The organism is Phytoactinopolyspora endophytica (assembly GCF_004138495.1).
In the GTDB taxonomy this organism is placed as follows: domain Bacteria; phylum Actinomycetota; class Actinomycetes; order Jiangellales; family Jiangellaceae; genus Phytoactinopolyspora; species Phytoactinopolyspora endophytica.
Genome location: NZ_ML142868.1, coordinates 82,567 through 85,123 on the forward strand (window position 1 = coordinate 82,567; position 2,557 = coordinate 85,123).

A 2,557-nucleotide genomic window follows, 5' to 3' on the forward strand; every position below is an offset into this window, starting at 1 on the left:
CGCCGACATCGACGGCGCCCACGGATGGACCCGGGTACGACGCGTCATCATCCCGCTGATGAGCCCGTCCCTGCTGGTGGCCAGCGTGATGGGGTTCATCAGCGCGATGCAGGTCTTCGACCAGGCGTTCGTCATGACGAACGGCGGCCCGGGGGACTCCAGCCGCACCGTCGTGATGGCGATCTACGACGCGGCTTTCCGCAACCTGGACATGGGATATGCCGCGGCCATCTCGGTCGTCCTGTTCGCGGTGATCATGCTGCTGACCGCGGTCCAGTTCCGCCTCAGCAACCGCTGGGTCCACTACCAGTAGGAGGCGACAATGGCTCTCAACACCTCCCCACCTCAGACCGCCGACCCATGGGCGGAGCCGCCGACCGCATCGGACAGACGGCCGCGCCGGCGCCGGGACGGCCGTCCGGGCAAACCCGACAACCGCGTCACGCGTTACCTGACCCTAGCGCTGCTCATCGGCGCTGCCGTTCTCATGCTCGCGCCGTTGGTGTGGGCATTCAGCACATCACTGCGCACACCGGCAGAGTCGTTCACGCTGCCCCCGAAATGGCTGCCGACCGACTTCGCGTGGGAGAACTACCGCGAGGTCTTCGAGGTATCGCGGTTCACGAACTACCTGACGAACAACGTCATCGTCTCGGTCGCGATCGTCCTCGGTCAGCTGGCCACCGCCAGCCTGGCCGGCTATGCGTTCGCGCGGCTGAAGTTCCCCGGGCGCGGCCTCCTCTTTGGTCTCGTGCTTGCCACCATCATGGTGCCGATCCAGGTGACCATCGTCCCGATCTTCATCCTCATCACCGAGATCGGATGGGCGGACAGCTTGGCAGCGCTCATCGTCCCGGCGTGGCCCACCGCCTTCGGGACGTTCCTGCTCCGCCAGTACTTCAAGACGATCCCCATCGAGCTGGCCGAGGCCGCCGCGATCGACGGCGCGGGTGAATGGCAGATCTTCTTCCGCGTCTACCTGCCACTGGCGAAGCCTGGATTGGCCGTCGTCGCCATCCTCGCGTTCAACTTCCACTGGAACGAGTTCTTCCGTCCGCTCATCTTCCTGTCCTCGCCGGAGAATTTCACGCTCCCGCTCGGGCTGGTGAATCTCCAGGGCTATATGGGAACCGGCTCGATCTCGGTGGTCCTTGCGGGCATCGTCATCTCGTTCCTGCCCGTGCTGGCTCTCTTCATCATCGCCCAGCGATTCGTCGTCGAAGGTCTCATGCGAGGCGGCCTCAAGGGCTGACGTCAACGCGCCTAGCCACACGCTCGACTATCGGGTCACACCCAACCGAACAAGGAGAACCACTTCATGCTAGACCCTCGGCCGCGTGCCCACATCACCGCGCCTTCCGGCTGGCTGAACGACCCCAACGGGTTGATTCACTGGCGCGGCGAGTACCACGTCTTCTATCAGCACAACCCGTTCTCGACGTCTTGGGACGCTCCGCACTGGGGGCACGTGGTCAGCACCGACCTGGTGACCTGGCGGCACCTGCCCATCGCCCTTCGGCCGACGACGGGCGGGCCGGACACCGACGGCTGCTTCTCGGGCTGCATGGTCGACGACGGCGGGGACGCTCCTCTGGCCATCTACACCGGAGTCCGGAACGTCGGCGATGAGCTGGTTCAGTCCACATGCCTGGCCCGAGCCACGGCCGGCCTCCGGCAGCTCGTCGCCCACCATGCCAACCCCGTCGTCCCAGGCCCGCCCGATTCCGAGGCCACCGAAGGGTTCAGGGACCCGTTCGTCTGGCGCGAGGATGACGGCTGGCACCAACTTGTGGGCTCGGGCAGCCATCGTTCTGGCGGCATCGTCTACCACTATCGGTCTGCGAACCTCGTCGACTGGGAATGCACAGGGGTGTTCCATCGCGGGCTCGCCAACCCTGGTGACCCGATGGACACCGGGATCATGTGGGAGTGCCCACAGCTGGTTCGCGGTCTCGACGCCGATGTCCTGATCGTCTCCGTCCACGATGACTCCGATGTGGGCCGCCGGAAAGTCGTGGCACTCTCCGGCCGGCGCGAAGGCGACGCATTCAAGGAGTCCGGTGTCGACATCGTCGACCATGGTTCCGCCTTCTATGCGCCCGCCGTGACCGTCGACGCCGCTGGCCGCACGCTGATGTGGGGCTGGATACAGGAGACCCAGACGTCGGCAGGACAGATGCATCAAGGCTGGTCCGGAGCGCTCACGTTGCCACGGGAGGTATGGATCGACGAGTCGGGCGCCCTGTGCAGCGGGCCCGTGGCAGAGACCTCTGGCCTGCGGACCACTTTACTTCTCGACAAGCGGGTGGAGCTGGCGGCCGGTGAACACGACAGCCTCCTCTCCGACGGTGCGCACGCATGGGTCGAGCTGACCGTAGACGTGTCGCGTGGCCATGGCGTCGAGCTGCATGTGCTCAGCGATCCTGCTGGTCGCGAGTCGACGATCGTGCGCTATGATCATGCCGCGGAAGAGCTCGTTCTCGACCGAAGCAGGTCGACACTATCGTCCGAAGCCATCACAACTCGCGAACGAGGGCCGCTGACCGTCACCGACGGC

At 65.5% G+C, this 2,557-nt stretch carries 3 protein-coding genes; all 3 read left to right on the forward strand.

From position 1 onward, the window contains the following. A partial coding sequence (locus ELR45_RS39465; protein WP_205857458.1) for a carbohydrate ABC transporter permease occupies positions 1-313 on the forward strand: 313 nt, incomplete at its 5' end. Positions 314-322: 9 nt separating this feature from the next. After that, positions 323-1,252 carry a carbohydrate ABC transporter permease gene (locus ELR45_RS28675; RefSeq protein ID WP_129669355.1) on the forward strand — a complete coding sequence of 310 codons (930 nt, stop codon included), beginning with the start codon at positions 323-325 and terminating at the stop codon, positions 1,250-1,252. A 66-nt stretch (positions 1,253-1,318) separates the two neighbouring features. Further along, a partial coding sequence (locus tag ELR45_RS28680; protein ID WP_165368194.1) for a glycoside hydrolase family 32 protein occupies positions 1,319-2,557 on the forward strand: 1,239 nt, incomplete at its 3' end.